General features: G+C 65.7%; 15 protein-coding genes. 2 read left to right on the forward strand and 13 right to left on the reverse strand.

What is annotated here, in order from left to right; translation table 11 throughout:
• Window position 1: 1 nt before the first annotated feature.
• The 6 genes from msrA to JAB6_RS09975 all read right to left on the reverse strand — a co-directional run bounded on the left by msrA (window position 2) and on the right by JAB6_RS09975 (window position 6,214).
• Window positions 2-511: a peptide-methionine (S)-S-oxide reductase MsrA gene (gene msrA, locus JAB6_RS09950; RefSeq protein WP_070302642.1), complete on the reverse strand. Its 510-nt coding sequence runs from the start codon at window positions 509-511 to the stop codon at window positions 2-4.
• A 56-nt stretch (window positions 512-567) separates the two neighbouring features.
• Complete coding sequence (locus JAB6_RS09955; protein ID WP_070302643.1) at window positions 568-1,911, reverse strand: MBL fold metallo-hydrolase; 1,344 nt, start codon at window positions 1,909-1,911, stop codon at window positions 568-570.
• Between the two features lie 107 nt (window positions 1,912-2,018).
• Window positions 2,019-2,993 carry a porphobilinogen synthase gene (gene hemB, locus JAB6_RS09960; RefSeq protein ID WP_035819309.1) on the reverse strand — a complete coding sequence of 325 codons (975 nt, stop codon included), beginning with the start codon at window positions 2,991-2,993 and terminating at the stop codon, window positions 2,019-2,021.
• Window positions 2,994-3,104: 111 nt separating this feature from the next.
• A complete protein-coding gene (locus JAB6_RS09965; protein ID WP_070302644.1) occupies window positions 3,105-4,007 on the reverse strand; it encodes a DUF535 family protein in 903 nt (300 codons plus the stop codon).
• A gap of 175 nt (window positions 4,008-4,182) precedes the next feature.
• The gene (locus JAB6_RS09970) at window positions 4,183-5,526 is read right to left on the reverse strand and encodes a cell wall metabolism sensor histidine kinase WalK (RefSeq protein ID WP_254671536.1); all 1,344 of its coding nucleotides are present in this window, start codon (window positions 5,524-5,526) and stop codon (window positions 4,183-4,185) included.
• Window position 5,527: 1 nt separating this feature from the next.
• Complete coding sequence (locus JAB6_RS09975) at window positions 5,528-6,214, reverse strand: winged helix-turn-helix domain-containing protein (protein ID WP_034755791.1); 687 nt, start codon at window positions 6,212-6,214, stop codon at window positions 5,528-5,530.
• 245 nt (window positions 6,215-6,459) lie between these two features.
• Here JAB6_RS09975 and JAB6_RS09980 point away from each other — a divergent pair, with 245 nt between their 5' ends.
• Both JAB6_RS09980 and JAB6_RS09985 read left to right on the forward strand, forming a co-directional pair.
• A complete protein-coding gene (locus JAB6_RS09980) occupies window positions 6,460-7,236 on the forward strand; it encodes a YdiY family protein (protein WP_034755788.1) in 777 nt (258 codons plus the stop codon).
• A 1-nt stretch (window position 7,237) separates the two neighbouring features.
• Window positions 7,238-9,112: a triacylglycerol lipase gene (locus JAB6_RS09985; RefSeq protein ID WP_081368004.1), complete on the forward strand. Its 1,875-nt coding sequence runs from the start codon at window positions 7,238-7,240 to the stop codon at window positions 9,110-9,112.
• Between the two features lie 427 nt (window positions 9,113-9,539).
• Here the strand turns inward: JAB6_RS09985 and JAB6_RS09990 are convergent, their stop codons facing one another.
• The 7 genes from JAB6_RS09990 to JAB6_RS10020 form a co-directional block, all read right to left on the reverse strand.
• Entirely contained in the window at window positions 9,540-10,535 is a 996-nt protein-coding gene (locus JAB6_RS09990) for an HD domain-containing phosphohydrolase (protein ID WP_070302646.1), read from the reverse strand.
• A gap of 13 nt (window positions 10,536-10,548) precedes the next feature.
• Window positions 10,549-14,256 carry a PAS domain S-box protein gene (locus tag JAB6_RS09995; protein WP_070302647.1) on the reverse strand — a complete coding sequence of 1,236 codons (3,708 nt, stop codon included), beginning with the start codon at window positions 14,254-14,256 and terminating at the stop codon, window positions 10,549-10,551.
• A 346-nt stretch (window positions 14,257-14,602) separates the two neighbouring features.
• Window positions 14,603-15,061, reverse strand: coding sequence for a GNAT family N-acetyltransferase (locus JAB6_RS10000; RefSeq protein ID WP_070302649.1), 459 nt, complete (start codon window positions 15,059-15,061; stop codon window positions 14,603-14,605).
• Between the two features lie 16 nt (window positions 15,062-15,077).
• Entirely contained in the window at window positions 15,078-15,446 is a 369-nt protein-coding gene (locus JAB6_RS10005; RefSeq protein WP_070302650.1) for a hypothetical protein, read from the reverse strand.
• 74 nt (window positions 15,447-15,520) lie between these two features.
• Complete coding sequence (locus JAB6_RS10010) at window positions 15,521-17,980, reverse strand: TonB-dependent receptor (RefSeq protein ID WP_083292640.1); 2,460 nt, start codon at window positions 17,978-17,980, stop codon at window positions 15,521-15,523.
• A gap of 711 nt (window positions 17,981-18,691) precedes the next feature.
• A complete protein-coding gene (locus tag JAB6_RS10015) occupies window positions 18,692-19,669 on the reverse strand; it encodes a FecR domain-containing protein (protein ID WP_070302652.1) in 978 nt (325 codons plus the stop codon).
• Complete coding sequence (locus JAB6_RS10020; protein WP_070302653.1) at window positions 19,666-20,172, reverse strand: sigma-70 family RNA polymerase sigma factor; 507 nt, start codon at window positions 20,170-20,172, stop codon at window positions 19,666-19,668. The genes JAB6_RS10015 and JAB6_RS10020 overlap by 4 nt, the downstream gene beginning before the upstream one ends.
• Between the last annotated feature and the right edge of the window lie 88 nt (window positions 20,173-20,260).

Here is a 20,260-nt window from a genome sequence, read left to right on the forward strand (position 1 = left end):
CTTACTGCCCGCGCTGCGGCAACACCCAGTCCGGCCGGATGTAATGGCAGGTGTAGCCGTGCGGCAAGCGCTGCAGATAATCCTGGTGCTCGGGTTCCGCCTCCCAGAACGGGCCGGCCGGCGCCACTTCCGTCACCACCTTGCCGGGCCACAGGCCGGAGGCGTCGACGTCGCGGATGGTGTCTTCGGCTACCTTTTTCTGCTCGTCGTTCGTGTAATAGATGGCTGAACGGTAGCTCGTGCCGCGGTCGTTGCCCTGGCGGTTTTCCGTGCTGGGGTCGTGGATCTGGAAGAAGAATTCCAGGATCTTGCGGTAGCTGATGGTGGCCGGGTCGAAGATGATCTCGATCGCTTCCGCATGCGTTCCATGGTTGCGGTAAGTGGCGTTGGCCACGTCGCCGCCGCTGTAGCCCACGCGCGTGGCGATCACGCCCGGATAACGGCGCAGCAAGTCTTGCACGCCCCAGAAGCAGCCGCCGGCCAGGATTGCCGTTTCATTGTCTTGTGCCATGGTGTCTTTCCCGTTCTAGTCAGAAGCAGCTATCTTACTCTGTCGCGCGACTTTCTTCAGCGGGCCAGCAAGCGTTTGAGCTGCGCCGCCTGGTAGGCGCCGATGGCGTCGTTGAACAGGCAGCGGATCAGCGGGTCGTCGACGATGTCGGCTTCCGCCAGCTCCGCCCGCGCTTCGGCATCGAAAGGGCCATCGTTGATGCGCATGTACATCGACGTCAGCGATTCACCGAGCACCAGCGCCGCATGGCATTTCACCAGCGGCACCTCGGTGGTCCAGCCGGGCGCCTCGCCCGTGTCCGGCACGAGGTCGATCAAGTCGCCGTGGGTGCGGTAATACAGGATGGTGGCCACGCCGTCATGGCCGTACAGCGACAATCGCCACAAACGCGGGGCCTGGAAGTAGCTATCCTCGGACAGCTCCATGTCACGGTAGCGTTCAAGCAAACCGTGGCGGCAGAAATCGAACACCAGCGCCGCGTCGGCATCGCTCAAGGGCGCGAAGTGGCGCGCGATGTCCGCCGTGGCGGGCGGCGGCGCCTCGGGGCGGTAGTCGAAATCCACGTCTTGCGGGCCCACGGGGATGACCCAGGGCAGCGGCGTAGCTGGCGTCACGCCGTGCGCGTCGAGCAGCACCGAGGTGGACGGATCAAGGCGGAAGATGTGCGCCTCGGGCAGCGCGGCGCCGATTTCATCGGCAAAGCGGCGATAGGTAATCGGGAACATCGCATGGTTGTACCAGGACCAGTCTTCCTGCACGAACTGGCAAGAGCTGGGCACGATGTACCGGGGCGCCAGCGCGCGCAGCTGCGGCACCCAGTCGTCGGGAAGTTCGACGGGGCCAGGCTGCGCCTGCGATGGCGCGATGACGGCGATTTCGCGCATGGTCTGGAATGGCCACAGCACCATGTCCCACGGCGCAAAGGCGGCCAACTGCGCCAAAGTCTCGGGGCCGATCCAGGAATCGACGACGTTCAGCACGTTCAGCCCGTCCGCGCGCACCTGGAACAGCGAGTCGACATCGTCGTCCAGCGCGCGGCGCGGGATCACCTCGATGGCACCGACCTGCACCGGCACGTCGACGTGCAGGCGCCGCACCTGCGTAAACCCCAGCGCGCGCAGCATCGCGAACAGTTCGTCGAAGACGCAGTACAGATAGATGGGCGTGGCGCGGTCGAGCACATCGAGGCTGTCGAGCGAGCAGTGGTCGTCGTGGAAGTGCGAGATGAAGGCGGCATCCCAGCGCAGCCGGCGCACGGCGTCGAGGTCGAAGCGCACGGGCGGAAACGCGTGGCAGTTGCGGCTGAACGGATTTTCGACGATAGGATCGAAGGCGATGGCCGTGCCTTCGCATTCGAAGACATAGCCGGCGTGCAGGATGCGGGAGATTTTCAGGGGCATGGGAGCGGGGAATGCAGAAAGAACCCCAACAGCGTAAATGCTGGGGTCAGACCCGCCGGGTCTGACCCCGGAATTTGCTTTCGGGGTGAGAAAAACGCCGGGTATGCTCAATACGGATTATTCAGCACATCCATCGCAAAATACGTAAAGATCATGTCCGCGCCCGCGCGCTTGATGGCGCCCAGGGTTTCCTGCACCACGCGGCGCTCGTCGATGGCACCGGCCTGTGCGGCGAACTTGATCATCGCGTATTCTCCGCTGACCTGGTAGGCACCGATCGGCAAGCGCGTCACTTCGCGCAGGTCGCGGATGATGTCCAGGTAGGCGCCGGCCGGTTTGACCATCAGCGCGTCGGCGCCTTCGGCTTCGTCGATCAGGGACTCGCGCACGGCTTCGCGGCGGTTCATCGGGTCCATCTGGTAGGTCTTGCGGTCGCCCTTCAGGGTGCTGCCGGCCGCGTCGCGGAACGGGCCGTACAGGCCGGAGGCGAACTTGGTCGAATACGCCATCACGGGCGTGTCGTGGAAACCGGCCGCATCTAACGCGCTGCGGATCGCCGCCACCTGGCCATCCATGGCGGCCGATGGCGCGATGATGTCGGCGCCCGCCTGGGCCGCGATGACGGCTTGCTTGCCGAGGTTGAGCACCGTGCTGTCATTGTCGACCGTGTCGCCATGCAGGATGCCGCAATGGCCGTGGTCCGTGTATTCACAGAAGCAGGTGTCGGACATGACCACCATTTCCGGCACGGCGTCCTTGATGATGCGCGACATGCGCGCCACCAGGCCGTCCGGGTTCAGGGTGTCCGTGCCGTGGCTGTCCTTGTGGTGCGAAATGCCGAAGGTCATGACGGAGCGCAGGCCGGCGCGCGCGTAGCGCTCCACTTCCTGCGCCAGCTTCGCTTCGGGAATGCGGCGCACGCCGGGCATGGACTTGATGTCGATGAAATCGCTGCTGCCTTCGTCGACGAAGATCGGCAGGACCAGGTCGCGCGGATTGATCTCGGTTTCGCGGAACAGCTCGCGCAGTTGCGGGGTCGCGCGCAGGCGGCGCATGCGCGAAGTGGGGAATTGTGCTGGCATGGGGTGACTGGCTTCAGGTTAACAACGCCGATAAGTATACGCCGATCGCGCCGCTTGCGCCGGACCGCCCGGCAAAAAAGCCGCACAGGTCAAAAAACCCGCCCCGCGCCTTCATTGCGCGTGCAGCAGGGCCGCCACTTGCCAGCGCATGTCGGCCGCCAGTTGCACCAGCATGGCGCCGCGCCGGCGCGCATCCGCCCGCTTTTTCGACGGCACCAGGGCCAGGTCCGGCATCCGGCAGGGCCCGCATGGCAGGCGGAAATTGCCGTCGCTGGCGGGCTGCGCATGCAGTTCACGCCACGCCAGGTCGTAGTCGCACGAGATATGGCGGCGCCGGCGCCAGTTCAGCGCGATGCGGTTGGCGTTGCTGACCAGTTCCAGGTGGCCGCAGCCGAAGAAATCACCGAAGTCGCGCAAGGCGGCCACCATCAGGTTTTTCGGCCGGCAGCCATGCAGCGCCCGCGTGGCCTCTTTCACCGCCTGCGCGCCAGCGGGGGAACGCAAGCCCTGCAAGGCGCCCAGCTGGATGACGGCGCCGCCTGGCTGGGGGCGGAACAGGAAACTGGCCAGGTACAGCGGCACGCCGTCGCGCGTCAGGCGCAGGCACAGTTCCCCTTCGCGGTGGCTGTCGCGGATGGCCGTCAATTTCAGGCGGTAGGTGGCGCCATCCTTGCCCTCGATGGCGGCCAGCACCAGCGCGCGCCGCGCCGCGTATTCCACCAGCGGCCGCGCGCCCGCCTGCCACAGGAAGCGGTAATGCCCGCGCAGCAGGTCCACCCGCGCCGCGCAGCCGAAATGGCGGTTGGCGTAGGGACGATAGATCTTGTACAGCAGGCGGGGATGGGCTTGCGCCAGCGCCGGCAGTCCCGGCGTCGCGGCGATGAACGCTTGCCAGCGCGCGCGCTGCCGGGGAAAGACGATGGCACCCAGCGCGGCCTTGATGCGGTGGCCATGCTGGCGCAGTGGCGCCTGCTGTGGCGCGGCGTTGTCGCCGGTGGCGGTAAAAGTATGCATGCGAACGGCTCTATGACGGGTCTGATGAACGGGACACGGCGACGGCCGCAGGCAGCCCGGAACAGGCGGCTGCACGCTGGCAGCCGCTCCACGCCGGGTAGAGCGGATGATAGGGGGAGGTGAAAATGAAGGGGGTTACAAGTTGGTAATGTGCCGATACGCCACGCTGGCCATGCTAGCGCAGCAGCCGCAATTGCAGCCGCAAGCCCGGCGCCGCATCCTCGATCTCCAGGCTGCCCCCATGCAGCGCCGCGATGGCCGCGACGATGGACAGGCCCAGGCCATTGCCGGGCAAGTGGCGGCTCTTGTCGAGGCGGTAAAAACGCTGCGTCAGCTTCGGCAGTTCTTCCGTTGGCACACCGGGGCCGTTGTCGCGCACGGCCAGCCAGTTGCCCTGCGCATCGCTGCCGGCCGACACTTCCACCGTGGCGCCCGGGCCCGCGTACTTGATGGCATTGTCGACCAGGCTGGCCAGCGCGCTGCCCAGCAGATTGCGGTCGCCGCGCGCCGGCACGCCGTCGCCATACATCTGCACCAGCAACACGCCCTGCTCGTCGGCCGTCGCTTCATACATTTCCACGATATCGGCGCCGATCTGATGCAGGTCGATGTCGTCGAAATTCTCGGGGCGCATGCCCGACTCGGCGGCCGCGATCTGCAGCAGCTTGTCGAACACGCGCGTGAGGTCGTCGATGTCGTCGATGGCCGCCTGCGCCGCGCTCTCGTAGTCAGCCACGCCCTGCTGCTGGCGCAAGGCGCCATCGAGCTTGTTGCGGATGCGGCCCAGCGGCGTACGCAGGTCGTGCGCGATGGCGTTCGACACGTGGCGCACGCCTTCCATCAGGTGTTCGATGCGGTCGAGCATGCGGTTGATGTCGCGGCTCAGCAAGCCGAATTCATCTTCGCTGAAGACGGGAATGCGCCGGCTCAGGTCACCCGCCTCGATTTCGCCCGCCGTGCGGCGGATCTGCCCGATGCGCGCCTCGAGCTGGCGGCGGAACAGCCACGCCCCGGCCACCACGAGCAGGATGGCCGCCCCGCCGCCATAGGCCAGCGAGCGCAGCACGAGGGCGCGGATCGACCTGCCCTCCTCCATGTCGCGCCCGACGAACAGGCGCGCGCCGCCATCGAGATCGCGGATCAGCATGCGCGCCGGCACCCTGCGCCCTTCGCGCGTGACGTCGCGGTGCAGCAGGTGGCCCACGGGGCTACCCACGTCGGGCCAGGACGTCAGATTGCCCGCCACGCGGCGGCCATCGGCATCCACCAGCAAAAAAATCTCCGTGTCGCTGTCGGTGCGGTCGGTCAGCAAATGGGCGATTTCCGCCGTCGTGCGGCTGCTGCCGCCCTGTTCGTACAGCGCGGCGAGGCGCTCCGAGAGCAGGGCCAGCTTGCGGTCCACGCTGCGATCGAGCACGCCGATGGTGCCGAAATAGAACACGGCGCAGACGATGCTGATCGACACGACCACCAGCACGCCATAGCCGAGCGCCAGGCGGGCCGCGATCGAATGGTGCAAGTTACGCACTGTCGATCACGCCCAGCGTGTAGCCGACGCCGCGCACCGTGTGGATCAGCGGCGGCGAAAATTCCTTGTCCACCTTGGTGCGCAAGCGGCTCACCTGCACGTCGATGACGTTGGTCTGCGGGTCGAAATGGTAGTCCCACACGGCTTCGAGCAGCATGGCGCGCGTGACGGACTGGCCCTGGTGGCGCATCAGGTATTCGAGCAAACGGAATTCGCGCGGCTGCAGTGCGATCTGCCGGTTGGCGCGCGTCACGCGCATGGTGCGCATGTCGAGTACCAGGTCGGCCACCTGCAGCTGCGTCGATTCGGGCACGGGCGCGGCACGCCGCAGCAGCGCCTCGATGCGCGCCAGCAGTTCGTCGATGGCGAACGGTTTTGACAGGTAATCGTCGCCGCCGCTGCGCAAACCGCGCACGCGCTCGTCGACGCTGGACAGGGCCGACAGCACCAGCACGGGCGTGTTGCGGCCCATGCCGCGCAGGCGCGCGACGATGGCCAGGCCATCGATCTCGCCGGGCAGCAGGCGGTCGAGCACCAGCGCGTCCCAGTCTTCGCCGCAGGCCAGGCGCATGCCGTCGATGCCATTGTCGCAGGCGGTGACGTCGTGACCCGCCTCGCGCAGGCCGGCACAGATATAGCGGGAAGTTTCGGCTTCGTCTTCGATGACCAGGCAGCGCACGGGGAATTCCTTGTAAAGATCAGGCAGCAAATAGGCGCAGCATACGCCAGGCGCGCGCCACTTGCCAGCCCCGCCGCGTGCGACGCGCGATCACAGGGTCGGGTACAATACAGCCTCGACAATGTTTGGCCGCGCCCACGCGCGCATTTTTTATCGGCGCCTCCCGGCTTGCCGCGGCCTGCAAACCATCACTGCCACTAACGAACATCAGGCGCGCCTGGCGCGCGCCACAAACCGATACAGCCATGAAATCGACCCACTCTCTCGCACTGGCGCTGGCCATGGCCATCACTTGCGGCAGCGCCGCCGCAGCAGATACCAAACAAAGCATGCTGTTCGATGAAATCCCCATCGGCAGCTGGAGCACTTCCGCCGAACTGGGCGCCATCACCACCTCGGGCAACACGGTCGGCACTTCCGTCACGGGCAAGATCGACGCGCGCCAGGAACTCGATGACTGGAGCAACCAGTACATTTTCAGCGGCTATTTCAAGGAAGACGAAACGACGAATGACGATGGCGAAAAAGTGCGCGAACGCTCGGCCGAACGCTTTTCCGCCTCCGCCAAGGCGGCCTACAAGCTGATGGCCGACCATGAAAAGCTGTTCGTGCTGGCCTCGCACGTGAACGACAAGTTCGGCGCCTACACCAAGTACTCGACCCTGGCCGTCGGTCATGGCTCGCGCTGGTACCAGTCGACAGACAAAAGCGTCGACGTGGAATTCGGTCCTGGCTACTTCAGCGGCACCAACGACGCGGGCGAATCGGAACACGGCCTGACGGTGCGCGGCGCGGCCGCCATGAAGTGGAAGATCAGCCAGTCGGCCATGTTCACGCAGACGGTCAGCGTGGAACGGGGCACCTCGAACACCCACTCGATCGCCGAAACGGCCCTCAGCACGAAAATCAACGGCACCATGCAGATGAAGGCCGCCTTCAGCGCCCGCAACGACACGCGCGTGCCGGACGACAAGAAGAACACGGATACGCAAACCTCGCTGACCCTGGTCTACTCGTTCTGACATGCGGGCCACGCTGATGCGGCGCCTGCGCCTGGGCGCCCTGCTGTGCGCGGCGGCGCTGCTGAGCGGCTGCGCCGCCGTCACCGTCAGCTCCATTTCACCGGCCGACTATCTGCAGCAGCGGCGCGGCGACATCCTCACCACGGGCAAACTGAGCGCCTCGGCCAGCGAGGTGCTGCGCATCATCGGCAGCGACATCGCCGCCTGCGAAGCCAATACGGGCAGCTGCCGCGCCGACCTGGCCCGCTCCGAACTGCTCAGCGACGAACAGCGCCTGGCCACCCTGTCCGAATTGTGGCTGGAAAGCGCGCTGGCGGAAGAAAAACAGGGCGGCCACCCGAGTGCCGAAACGCTGGCCGCATGGCTCGAATCGGCCCGCTACGCGTATGCCTACCTGTTCTACACAACCCGCACGCCGGGCCAGCGCGCCTTCGAGGAACGCCAGACGCAAATCCGCGACTACTACAACTATGCCGTGCAAAAGGCCGTCGGCAATCTGTTCCGCCACCGTGGCGAGTACCGCCCCGACGGCAATGTGATCCGCGTCGCCGGCTGGCAGATCGACAGCGAATTGTCTGCCCTGCGCCTGCCCGACGACGGCACCCTGCCCGACGAACTGCTGCCGGCCACCTCGCTGTCGTTTTCCGGCCTGCGCAATGTGTACCGGCGCGACGGCTTCGGCGCCGACCTGGTGGCCGTCATGCCCAAGCCCCGGGCGCCGAAAGGCGAGTATGTGCCATACCAGGAGACGCGTTTCCCCGTCGTCACGGCGCTGATCCGCTTCGACGGCAACAGCCTGCAGGAGGTATTGGCCACGCAACAGCTGCTGGTGATGCTGGTCGATCCGACGCGCAGCGAATCGACGCGCATGGCGGGACAGGAACTGCCCGTGGCGGCCAACTTCACGGCCGGCTATGGCCTGTGGCTGGCCCGCTCCGGCTTCGGCGTGCAGGCGCTGCGCACCCTGTTCGGCAGCGCCGACGGCATCTCGCGCCCGCAGGTGCACCTGATGCAGCCCTACGATCCGAACAAGCGCACCATCGTCATGCTGCACGGCCTGGCCAGCAGCCCGGAAGCGTGGATCAACGTGGCGAATGAACTGATGGGCGACGAACAGCTGCGCCGCCGCTACCAGATCTGGCAGGTGTACTACCCGAGCAATGCGCCGCTGGCCGCCAACAACGCCGCCATCCGCAAGGCGCTGAACGCGACCCTGGCGCAATTTGACCCTGCCGCCAAGGCCGACGCGGCCAACGACATGGTCTTGATCGGCCACAGCATGGGCGGCGTACTGGCGCGCCTGATGGTTTCCGATGCCAGCAACACCCTGCTCGACGCCATCACGGAAGAATACAATTTGAAGGGCAAGAAGGCGGAAAAAGTCCGTGCGGGACTGGCCCCCTATCTGAATTTCACGGCCATGCCGCAGGTAAACCGCGCCATCTTCATCGCCGCGCCGCACCGCGGCACCTCGTTCGCCAACCACAAGGTGGCGCGCTGGATCGCCAACCTCGTCACGCTGCCCATCACCATGCTCGACCAGTTGTCCGACGCGGCCGGCAGCCTGGCGCAGCTCGACACGGGCAGCAGCGAGCCGCTGCGCATCCCCAACAGCATCGATAACCTCAGCGACAAGGACCCGTTCGTGCGCCTGGTAGCCGACCTGCCCATCAGCCCGAACGTGCGCTACTACTCCATCATGGGCAACGACACGCCGGACTTGCCACTGGCGGAATCGAGCGACGGCGTCGTGCCCTACGCCAGCGCCCACCTCGACGGCGCGCAGTCGGAAAAAGTCATCCCCTCGTGGCACAGCGTGCAGGAAAGCCCGCAGGCGATCCTGGAGATACGGCGCATCTTGCGGCTGGCGGATTAACAACCGTAGGTCGGATTAGGCGAAGCCGTAATCCGACAACATTGTTAGCTTCACTTTGGGCAGCGCCAACAGCGTTGTCGGATTACGCGGGGCTTTGCCCCGCTAATCCGACCTACCAGCCTGCCGTGCTGCCAGCATCACACCGGCTCGCGCCACTTGTCCTTGATCTCCAGCATGGCCGAGGCCGCAGGCGGTAATCCGACAACATTATTGGCCACGCCCATGGTGATGTCGGCTTACGCGCTCCGCGCTAAGCCGACCTACCCGACTGGTGCCCATGGCTGGGCTGGCAACCGTAGGTCGGATTAGGCGAAGCCGTAATCCGACAACATTGTTAGCTTCACTTTGGGCAGCGCCAACAGCGCTGTCGGATTACGCGGGGCTTTGCCCCGCTAATCCGACCTGCCAGGCTGGCGCGCTCCCGGTATCACACCGGCTCGCGCCACTTGTCCTTGATCTCCAGCATGGCCGGCAGCTGCTCGATGAACAGCGCCAGCAGCTCAGGATCGAAGTGCGTGCCGCTGTCGCGCTGCATGGTGGCGATGGCTTCGTCGATCGTCCAGGCGCGCTTGTACGGGCGTTCGCTGGTGAGGGCGTCGAAGACGTCGGCGATGGCGACGATGCGGCCCTCGTGCGGGATTTCCTCGCCCTTCAAGCCTTGCGGATAGCCGCTGCCGTCCCATTTTTCGTGGTGCGTCAGGGCGATGGTGCGCGCCATTTTCAGCAAGCCGCTCGCGTGCTCGCCGATGATGGCCGCGCCGATTTCCGCGTGGCGGCGCATGACTTGCCACTCGTCCGCATCGAGCTTGCCCGGCTTTTGCAGGATGGCGTCGGGGATGCCGATCTTGCCCACGTCGTGCATGGGCGCCGCATTCAATAAATCTTCCGCCCTGGCCGCGCTGTAGCCGGCCGCCAGTGCCAGCTGGCGCGCGTAATAGCTCATGCGGATGACGTGCATGCCCGTCTCGTTATCCTTGTATTCGGCGGCCTGGCCCAGAGTCTGGATCACCTGCAGGCGCGAGCGGCGCAATTCCTCGGCGTCCACCAGCGACAGGTGCGTGCGCACGCGGGCGCGCACGATGGGCGGGCTGACCGGCTTGGTGATGTAATCGACGGCGCCCGCGTCAAAACCGTCCGCCTCGTCCTTCACGTCGCACAGGGCGGTAACGAAGATGACGGGAATGGGCGCGGTGGCCGGCATGGCCTTCAACTGGCGGCACACTTCATAGCCTGTCATCGCGGGCATCATGATGTCGAGCAGGATCAGTTCGACGGGGTTGTTCTGCGCCAGCTCCAGCGCCTTCTCGCCATCCTTGGCGTACAGCAGGCGGTAATCGTCCTGCAGGATCTGGCGCAGCACCTGCAGATTCGTCGCTTCATCGTCGACCAGCAGCAGGATCGGTTTGTCTTCGTGTAAGGTCATCGTTAGCCCAATATCAGGAAAGGTCGGCCGGCATAGGCGTTTCCAGCCACGCCAGCAGCTGGCGCAGCACGCCCGCGGCACGCGCAAATTCAAAGTCGTCGATGGCGCTGGCCAGCGCCTGCAGTCGCTGCTGCTGGCCGTGCGGCGCCAGCATGGCGGCGATCTGCGCCATCAGGGCGTCGTCGAGCTGCCCGCCTTCCAGGCTGGCGATGGCTTGCCGCAGCAAGGCACCGGCGGCGTCGGCATCGAGTGGCGCGCCGGCAGCCGGCGTACCCACTGCCACGGCCGGCATGCCCGATTCTTCCAGTTCGCCGGCCAGCGCCATGAAGGCGGCGGCCAGCTGCACCAGCAATTCGGTCGCCGGCAGCTGGCGCGCGATCGCCTGCTCGATGCGGCCCAGCAGGCTTTCGACCTGCACCAGGCACAGGTTGCCCGCAGCGCCCTTGATACGGTGCAGCAAATGGCCCGCCACGCTGCTGCCGCCCCGTTCCAGTTCGGCCGCCAGCATGGCGGCGCAGTCGCCATTGGCCTGCACGAAGCGGCCAATCGCCCGCTGCAGGGCTTCGCGGCCGCCCCACAGGGCGATGCCGCGCTGCCAGTCGACCTGGCCGGCGGCCGCACGCGCCGCCGCGCCGGCCGCCGGCGGCGGCATGGACACGGCGATATCGAGCAGGCGGGCGATTTCCGCCGTCAGCTTGTGCATTTCCAGCGGCTTCGAAGCAAAGCCGTTCATGCCTGCCGTCTGCGCGGCGCGCCGGTCCTGTTCCAGCACGCTGGCCGTCAGGGCGATGATGGGCGTCGCCTTCAGACCCTGTTCGCGCTCGTACACGCGGATCAGACGCGTCGCTTCCAGGCCATCCATGCGCGGCATCTGCACGTCCATCAGGACGACATCGAAGCTGCCTTTGCTGAACTCGCGCACGGCGCTCTCGCCATCGCTGGCGGCGATCACCTGGTGGCCGGCCGCGCCCAGGCTGATCAGGAGCAGCTCGACGTTCTGCGGCACGTCGTCGGCCGCCAGGATGCGCAGCGGCGGCAAGGCCACCACGGGCTGCTCGCTGCGGCGCGACACGGCCTTGCCCGGCGCCAGCGGCAGCAGCACGTGGAACACGCTGCCCACGCCCAGGGTGCTTTCCACCGTGATGGTGCCCCCCATCAGCTCGACCAGCTGCAGCGAAATCGTCGTGCCCAGGCCCGTGCCGCCAAAGCGGCGGCTCATCGAGGAATCGGCTTGCGTAAAGGGCGCGAAGATTTTGTCCAGTCGGTCGGCCGGGATGCCGATGCCCGTGTCGTGCACGGCGATATGCACCTGCTCGCCCCGCATGCCGACGGCCACGCGCACATGGCCCACTTCCGTGAACTTGACGGCGTTGCCGATCAGATTCGTCAGCACCTGCTGCACCCGGCGCGCGTCGCCCAGGAAGAACTGGCCCATGCCGGGGTCGACATCGACATGCAGCACCAAGTCGCGCGCATGCGCCGTGATGCGCAGGGACGCGGCCACGTGGTCGACCAGGTCCGGCAGCGAAAAGTCCACCAGTTCCAGCTCGGTCGCGCCTTTTTCCAGCTTGGCCATGTCGAGGATGTCGTTCAGCAGCTCGAGCAGCGAACGTGCCGACTGGCGTACCGTGCCCAGATGGCGGCGTTGCAGGCTGTCCAGGGCAGTCCCCAGCAGCACTTCCGTAAAGCCGATGATGGCGTTCATCGGCGTGCGGATTTCATGGCTCATGTTGGCCAGGAAGCTGGTCTTCGATTCGGCGGCCAGTTCGGCGCGGTCTTTCGCCGCGCGCAGGTTTTCCTGCATGGCGCGCCGCTCGCTCACGTCGGTGGCCAGCTTGACCACCTTGAACGGCTTGCCGTCCGTGTTGAAGATCGGGTTGTACGAAGCCTGTATCCACACTTCCTTGCCATGCTTGCCGATGCGCTTGTACTCGCCCGTATTGAATTCGCCCTGCGCCAGGTGCTGCCAGAACGCGACGTAGTCGGGCGAGGTCACGTAGCCCGGCTCGCAGAACACGCTGTGGTGCAGGCCCAGCACGTCGTCGAGCTGGTAGCCGGTCAGGTCGAGGAAGTTCTGGTTGGCCGCCAGGATGCGTCCCTGCAGGTCGAACTCGGCGACGGCCGTCGCGCGCGAGATCGCCGTCACCTTGCCTTCGTATTCCGCGTTGCGCAATTCGCTTTCCGTGATATCGAGGATGACGCCGTCGATCCAGCGCACCACGCCGTCGTTATCGAGCACGGGACCGCTGCTTTCGCGCACCCAGCGCTCGCGCCCGTCGCGGTGGATCATGCGGTAGACGTTCTCGAAATCGCGCCGTTCGCCGGCCGCCTGCACGCAGGTGTCGTTGACGCGCTGGCGGTCGTCCGGATGCACGAGGTCGAACAGCCTGACCCGCCCTTCGGCGAAGTCCTGCGGCAGCCAGCCCGTCAGGTTGAAGACGGCGTCGCTGATGAAGATCATCTTCCATTCGGGCGCGAAGCTGCAGTGGAAGGACACGCCTGGGATATTGCGGATCAGGGTGCGGTACTGGCGCTCGCTGTCTTTCAGCGCCTGCTCCATGCTGCGCGACGAGCGCATGTCCGTGACAAACGCCACGAACAGGGGCTGGCCCGGCGTATCGATCTTGCCGATCGCCACGCGCATGGGCAGCACGGCGCCATCCTTGTGGCGGCCATCGAGTTCGCGTCCGCTGTCGAGGATGCGCGAGGCGCCCGTTTCCAGGTAGTCGCGCAGATAGCCTTCGTATTCGGCCGCGTCGGCCGGCTGCAGCAGCACGCTGGCGTCGCGCCCCACGATTTCCGCTTCGCGCCAGCCGAACAGGCTTTCCGCGGCGGGATTGAAGGAGCGCACCTTGCCCTGGCCATCGATGGTGATCAAGCCATCGGCCGCCGTATCGACGATGGCGCGCAGGCGCGATTCGCTGACGCTGGCGTGGCGCAACAGCTGGCGGTAGCGCAGCAAGCCGTTCGCGGCCGCCACGAAGACGGTCAGGGTGACAGTGATCAGGGCCACGGCCAGGGCCACGAACGAAGCTTGCACCGTAATCGTGTTCTCGCCTGCCGTGGGCGTGCCGGAAAAACGCGCGGCCAGCATGCCTGTGTAGTGCATTCCGGAAATGGCCAGGCCCATCACCACGCTGCTGAGCAGCAAGGAGGCCAATGGGCTCAGGCGCTGGCGCATGGCGCTCAGGCCGAAGCGTACCCACAGCGCCAGCATGGCCAAGGTCACGGCCACCAGCAGCGACAGGGCGAACAGCCAGGGTTCGTAGCGCAGGGCCAGCGACGTCTGCATGGCGGCCATGCCGCTGTAATGCATAGAGCCGATGCCCACGCCGACGAGCACACCGCCCACCACCAGTTGCCGCCAGTTGATGCTCGGACGCGCCAGCAAGTGCAGCGCCACCCACGAAGCGGCCATGCCGGGCAGCATCGACAGCAGGGTCAGGCCCGGATCGAAGGACACGCGCGTGCAGATATCGAAGGCCAGCATGCCGATGAAGTGCATCGACCAGATGCCGCCGCCCAGCGCGATCGCGCCCGTGATGATGGCCGTCTGGCGCTGGAAGCCGCGCTCGCTGCTGCGCGCCATGCCGGCGATCTGCAAGGCCATGAACGAGGCAAAGATGGCGATACCGATGGAAAACAGCACCAGCCACGCATTGTGCGTGCCATAGATGTACTGCATGGTATCGGTTGATACGGCAAAGATGGAACTAAACATACTGTCGTGGCATAAGAGAGTGAAACCTAACGTCGCAAAACATGACGGCACACCGCGCGCCGTCGCCAGGCTTTTTACTAAAGCGGCAATACAGCGGAAATGACAACGGTAGCAGTCGACCAGGGCAAGGCTCGGTCATCACGCCCGCGCCTGCCGCGCGGGGGAAAGGTGCCCGTTCAGAGAGAACAGGCGGAATGCGTACGAACTCTGGCGCGGATGTCTGGCCGCCAGCGTGACGATGATTTTTTAAAGAGCCATGAGTATAGTTGCTTTGCGAAAATATTCATAGGACTTCAGCAATATAGTTGCCAAAAGAAAACTATTCTGCGGCCGCGATGCGACAGGCTCAGGAAAGCAGGCGCTCGGCCATCATCTCGCCATCGCCGTCGAGCCCTGTTTCGACGAAACCGGACTGCGCATACAGTTGCCGGGCACGCGCGTTGGCGGGCACGTAGTAGAGCACCACCCTGCCCGCCCCGCGCGAACGCATCTCGTCCAGCAGCAGGGCCAGGGCCGCCCTGGCAAATCCCTGCCCCTGCCACGGCGCCGCGATCATCAGGCGGTACAGCACGTGCGTATCCTGCCGCCCCGTACTGCCCGGCAGCGCATACATGGCAAAGCCGATCAGTTCGTCGCCGGCATAGATGGCGCGCGGGTCCATGTTGGCGTGGCTGGCGGCCAGCGCCAGCGACTCGGCATTGCTGGCAATAAAATCGCGTTGCGCCGCATGCAGCGGCAGCCCGATGACGGCCTCGGCGTTGGCGGTGCATACGGGACGCAGGGTCAAGGCAGCGTTGACGGTCATGCTTTTTTTATTGCGCTCAGGCGTTCTGCCCCAGCATGCGGCGGAACCATGCCAGTTGCTCGCGCGTCAGGTAATTGGCGCCATCGCCGTGCAGGATCACGATTTCGATCTCGGCGGGAATCGAGGCGACCAGTTGCGCGCCCGTCACGGGAATCTTCGGAAACGCGATGCCGGCCAGGAAGGCCAGGTCTTCCGCCACCGTCACGCACTGGCGCTCGGGATTGGGCGACGGCACGAGGAACAGGTCGATCTGCTCGCTCTGCCCGCCGATAACGACGTGCAATTGCGCGGCCAGCAGTTCGGGCAGGATCAGCTCGATGTTATTCTCGGTGCGCGATTGCTGGAAAGCGCTTTTCAGGGGGGTGAGGACAGGAGTAGCGGTCATGGCAAAGTGAAAAGATAAAGACGGCGGCAGTGTAGCAGAGGCGCCGCAAGGGACGCGCTCTGCTGGCGCAGCGGCTACATCTTGTAGTGCAAGGACAGCAGCACGCTGCGCGGCGCGCCGTAACGCTCCAGCCCGCCCGACCACGCATAGCCAAGCGCCTGGTAATAGCGGCGGTCCAGCACGTTGTCGATATTCAGGCGCAGCTGCAGCTGCTCGCTGATGCGGTAACCGGCCGTCAGCCCGACGATGGCGTAGCCGCCCTGCCGCGTAAGGTAAGCCGCGTCACGGCGCTCAATCTTGTCTTGCGCGTAGACGGAGGCGCCCACATTCCATTGCGCCAGACTGCCGCCCAGCTGGACGTTCGTCATCAGCTTGAACAGCTGCTTCGGTTCGTCCGTGGCGATGCGCTGGCCGATATTCGCCGCCTCGCTGTCCTTGGTGTACTTGGCCAGCACATAGGTGTAGCCGCCAGATATCTGCCAGCCCGGCAATGGCGAGCCCGACAATTGCAGATCGACGCCTTCGCTCCGCACCTGCCCGGCCGCGCGGGCGCAATAAATGGCGCCGCCCGTGGGACAGTTGAGCTCATCGGCCATGGCGCGATTATTCTGCTTGATACGGAACAGCGCGCCGCTGGCATTGAGCCGGCCGCCGAAATACTCGCCCTTGACGCCCACCTCCAGGTTGGTGCCGCTCAACGGCGGCAAGGTGTTGCCACCCACATCGAGTGAACTTTGCGGCTCGAAAATCTGCGTGCCGCTCGCATACACGGAATGATGCGAGTCCACGTCATAGATGAGGCCCGCGTACGGCGTGAATTTCGCGTTTTCCGTCAGGCCGCGGCGCCAGGCGGGGTTGGTGGCATACCAGCCAGTCACATCCTGCGCATACCAGCCGAAGCGCCCGCCCAGCACCAGGCGCAGCGGATCGGCCAGGCTGAAGTTGCCGGCCGCATAAATGCCCTTCTCGTCCGTCTTGCGGCCCCAGTTGTAGGGCTCGAACGCCGCGCCGCGCATCGGGTAGGCGTAGGGATTCCACTGGCGGATATCGATCACGCGCGTGGCAGCGCCTTCCCAGCTCTGGCCCGCGTCCGAATCGTCGTGGCGGTAGCTGGCGCCGACGATCACGTCGTGCTTGCGGCCGAACCAGGTGACGGGGCCGCTCAGGCGCCAGTCGGCCACGACTTGTTCCGTGTTGTACTTCCAACCCGTTTCCGACTGGCTCAGCTTGTATATTTCGCCATCGATGCGGCTGTTGGTGGTGTTGCGCGTGCTGGACGAGGCATCGATGCGCGTGATGGCGAAGCGGCTGCGCCAGCCCTGCTCCAGCTTTGTTTCCAGGTCGGCGAAGACGACGTTGTTGTCGCGCTTCTGGAACGAGTCGGCATTGTTCAGGAAGGTCGAGCGGGGCAAGTCCATGTGACGGCCGTCAAGCATGGTCGGCAAGCCGACGAACACGCCATCGGTGCGGCTGTGCTGGCGCGAAAAACCGATGCCGGCCGTGGTCGACGGCGTCAGGTCCGCCTCGACGATCGCATACACGGTGCTGTTCTTGTTGTTGACCACGTCGACAAAACTGTCGCTGTCGCGCCAGCTGGCCGCCACCCTGCCCCGCACGCTGCCCGACGCATTCAGGGCATTGCTGGCGTCCACCGTCAATTGCCGGTCCTTCCAGCTGCCCAGGTGAGCCGAGGCGTTCAGCAAGGGCGTGGCCGTGGGGCGCTTGCGTATCATGTTGATGCTGCCCGACGGCGCGCCCGCCCCTTCCATCAAGCCCGTGGCGCCGCGCACCATTTCCACCCTGTCGTACATCAGCATGTCGGCCGAGACGTTGCGCTCGTTAAAACCCGTGACGTCCAGCGGCAAGCCATCGACATTGACATGGCTCAAGGCGAAGCCGCGCGCGAAATACGTGGTTTCCTGGTCAGACACGCCTTGCGTCTTGCCATAGATGCCGGGCGTGGCGCGCGCCACGTCCTGCAAGGTGGTCAGATCGAAATCTTCCATTTGCTGGCGCGAAATAACGCTGACCGTTTGCGGCGTGTGGCGCTGCGACAGGTTCAAGCCCGTGGCCGTCGACATATTACGGGCCGTATACAGCCCCGTGCCTTCCGTGGCGCGGTCCGCCTCGGCGCTGACGACGACGGCCGGCATGCTGGCAAGTCCCCCATCGGCCGTGCTGGTATTGATCTTGCGCAGCAGGTAATTGCCATTGCCGCCATCCGCCGCTTCCAGGCCGCTGCCCTGCAGCAGTTTTTGCAAGCCGGCCGTGACGCCATAGCGCCCCTGCAAACCCCGCGTCACCAAGCCGTCGAGCGCCACGCCCTGGGTGGACAGGTTGATTCCGGCGGCGATGGCAAACGCGGGTAAGGCATCGCGCAAGCTGCCGGCGGGAACGCTGTACTCGCGCACTGTGGCGGCCGGGCTGGCCTCGGCCGCCACCGCCATGTGCGGCAAGCCGGCGCCGGCCGCGCCCACGGCAAGGAGCAGGACCAGCGCGGCGCGCACGGCGCCGGTGGTGGGATGGAGCGTCATGCGTGCTGCGGTAAAGTTACGGTGCTGCAAAGCCATGTAGACCCTTTCGATGGTTCGGATTGTTCGTTGTCTACCTTGTATGACGAAGCAATCCGGAAAAAGGGACAGGAGAAATGCAAATAAGCGGCGCGCGTCGGATTGGCGGAACATCGTAGGTCGGCTTAGCGGGGCGCAGCCACGCGTAAGCCGACAAGGCCGGTCGACATTGCCTGTCGGCTTACGCCCTGCGGGCTAAGCCGACCTACACAAGCACACCAAGCTGCTCATATCCGCACAAACCGTAGGTCGGCTTAGCGGGGCACAGCCGCGCGTAAGCCGACAAGACCAGCCAACGTTGCCTGTCGGCTTACGCCCTGCGGGCTAAGCCGACCTACACAAGCACACCAAGCTGCCCATATCCGCACAAACCGTAGGTCGGCTTAGCGGGGCGCAGCCACGCGTAAGCCGACAAGGCCAGTCGACATTGCCTGTCGGCTTACGCCCTGCGGGCTAAGCCGACCTACACAAGCACACCAAGCTGCCCATATCCGCACAAACCGTAGGTCGGCTTAGCGGGGCGCAGCCACGCGTAAGCCGACAAGGCCAGTCGACATTGCCTGTCGGCTTACGCCCTGCGGGCTAAGCCGACCTACACAAGCACGCCAAGCTGCCCATATCTGCACAAACCGTAGGTCGGCTTAGCGGGGCGCAGCCGCGCGTAAGCCGACAAGCTCAAGCCACCTCGACGCTGATCCAGTAGCGCGTGCGGTACGCCAGCCGGATCGGCAAGGAGCGCTGCAGCAAGAGCAGGATGTTGTCGGGGTCGTTCAACTGGAAGATGCCGTCCACGGGCATGGCCGTCAGCGCGGGATCGCAGCGCAGCACGCCGTAACGGTAACGCGCCACCTGTTCGAGCAGCTCGCCCAGCGGCATGCGCTCGGCGATCAGCACGCCCCGCAGCCAGGCGTCCGCATGCAATGCCAGCGGCGTCAAGGCAGAAACGGCCACGTCATCGAAACTGCCCTGCCGGCCCGCATCGACCCTTTGCAAGGCCTCGGGCGCATGCGATGGCGCGATCTCGACGGCACCCTCGCTGACGCTGACCTGCGTGCGTGGCGCCAGCACGCTGCCAAGGTGGCGTACGCTGAAGTGCGTGCCCAGCGCGCGCACGGCGCCATTGCCGCTGCGCACGAGGAAGGGGCGCGCCGGCACGGCTGCGTCGTGCGCCGTGGCGACGTGGATTTCCCCTGCATACAAGTCCACCAGCCGCGCCGCGCCGTCAAAACGCACGTCGATGGCCGTGTCCGTATTGAGCACCAGTTGCGTGCCGTCGGGTAATGTCATGTGGCGGATCTCGCCCCTGGCCGTGCGGATGCCGGCGCGCCACGCTTGCCACGGTGCCGACTGGCTGGCCAGCCACAGGGCCGGCCCGGCCGCGATCAGCCCGGCCAAGCCGTAAAGCACGGCGCGCCGCTGCGGCGAATGCGGCGCCGCGTCCGCCGTCTGGCGCAGAGCGGGCGGCACGCTGGCCAGGGTGCTGCACACCAGCTCGGCCCGCTGCCACGCCAGTTCATGCGTGGGATCGCTGGCGCGCCAGGCCTGGAACGCCAGTTGCTCGCTTGGCGTCAAGGCGCCCCCGTGCAGGCGCACCAGCCATTGCGCCGCCGCCCGCGCCGCGCGGGGATCGATGGCGGTCGTGCTGGCGCTCACAGGATCAGCAGGATGCAGCGCTCGAACGCCTGCACCATATAGCGCTTGATGCTGCGCTCGCTCACGGCCAGGCGCCTGGCGATTTCCCCGTAGCCGAGGCCATCGACATGGGCCAGCAGGAAGGCGCTGCGCACGAGCGGCGGCAAGCCGTCGAGCATGGCATCGATGCGCTGCAAGGCTTCGCGCACGAGCAGCCGCTCTTCCGGCGACTGCATCAGCAATTCAGGCTGTTGCGCCAGCGTTTCCAGCCAGGCCTGCTCCAGCGAGAGGCGCCGGTAATGGTCGATCAGCAGGCGCTGCGCCACGGTCGTCAGGTAGGCGCGCGGCTCGCGCAAGCTTTGCCGGTTCTCCGGCGGCGCCATCAGCAGGCGCACGAAGGTATCGTGCGCCAGGTCGGCCGCATGGTCGGCGCACTGCAGCTTGGCGCGCAGCCAGCGCATCAGCCAGCCGTGGTGGCTGCTGTAGATGCCGGCTATCGACTCGCTGGACTGCGCAATGTTCACTGGGACTCCGATGCGCGCAAGGCAAGGCGCGGCTAATTGATAATAATTCTCATTATCACAAATCATTGCCTCCGGCGTCAATGCCGGC

Source organism: Janthinobacterium sp. HH104, from assembly GCF_001758715.1.
Classification (GTDB): domain Bacteria; phylum Pseudomonadota; class Gammaproteobacteria; order Burkholderiales; family Burkholderiaceae_D; genus Janthinobacterium; species Janthinobacterium aestuarii.

What these genes read in the sequence shown, in the direction of transcription:
- msrA (WP_070302642.1), bottom strand. Translation starts at nt 511, where the DNA reads ATGGCACAAGACAATGAAACGGCAATCCTGGCCGGCGGCTGCTTCTGG.
- JAB6_RS09955 (WP_070302643.1), bottom strand. Translation starts at nt 1,911, where the DNA reads ATGCCCCTGAAAATCTCCCGCATCCTGCACGCCGGCTATGTCTTCGAA.
- hemB (WP_035819309.1), bottom strand. Translation starts at nt 2,993, where the DNA reads ATGCCAGCACAATTCCCCACTTCGCGCATGCGCCGCCTGCGCGCGACC.
- JAB6_RS09965 (WP_070302644.1), bottom strand. Translation starts at nt 4,007, where the DNA reads ATGCATACTTTTACCGCCACCGGCGACAACGCCGCGCCACAGCAGGCG.
- JAB6_RS09980 (WP_034755788.1), top strand. Translation starts at nt 6,460, where the DNA reads ATGAAATCGACCCACTCTCTCGCACTGGCGCTGGCCATGGCCATCACT.
- JAB6_RS09985 (WP_081368004.1), top strand. Translation starts at nt 7,238, where the DNA reads ATGCGGGCCACGCTGATGCGGCGCCTGCGCCTGGGCGCCCTGCTGTGC.
- JAB6_RS09990 (WP_070302646.1), bottom strand. Translation starts at nt 10,535, where the DNA reads ATGACCTTACACGAAGACAAACCGATCCTGCTGCTGGTCGACGATGAA.
- JAB6_RS09995 (WP_070302647.1), bottom strand. Translation starts at nt 14,256, where the DNA reads ATGTTTAGTTCCATCTTTGCCGTATCAACCGATACCATGCAGTACATC.
- JAB6_RS10000 (WP_070302649.1), bottom strand. Translation starts at nt 15,061, where the DNA reads ATGACCGTCAACGCTGCCTTGACCCTGCGTCCCGTATGCACCGCCAAC.
- JAB6_RS10005 (WP_070302650.1), bottom strand. Translation starts at nt 15,446, where the DNA reads ATGACCGCTACTCCTGTCCTCACCCCCCTGAAAAGCGCTTTCCAGCAA.
- JAB6_RS10010 (WP_083292640.1), bottom strand. Translation starts at nt 17,980, where the DNA reads ATGACGCTCCATCCCACCACCGGCGCCGTGCGCGCCGCGCTGGTCCTG.